A 238-nucleotide genomic window follows, 5' to 3' on the forward strand; every position below is an offset into this window, starting at 1 on the left:
TTAATGAAAGCACTCACCGAGTTAACGCCTTTTACCTATCATGTGTTGATTCTCGTGGTAGTGCTGATAATCAAGTCAATAGTTAGTCATTTCATTACCCATGAGCCATTACGTTTTTTTCAATTCTATTGTGCACAGTTAGGTCTTAAGGTTCTTAACACTAACAATAGTGCACAGCATCAAATCATTGCTGGTCTCTTAGCTTTATTAATCACATTGGTTCCAATAGTTATTATCC

At 35.7% G+C, this 238-nt stretch carries 1 protein-coding gene; it reads left to right on the forward strand.

The window, feature by feature from the left end; translation table 11 throughout:
* Positions 1 to 238, forward strand: a 238-nt coding sequence (locus tag AACQ14_RS24210) for a hypothetical protein (RefSeq protein ID WP_339366092.1), incomplete at both ends; no start/stop codon positions are given.

The organism is Vallitalea maricola, from assembly GCF_036985595.1.
Classification (GTDB): domain Bacteria; phylum Bacillota; class Clostridia; order Lachnospirales; family Vallitaleaceae; genus Vallitalea; species Vallitalea maricola.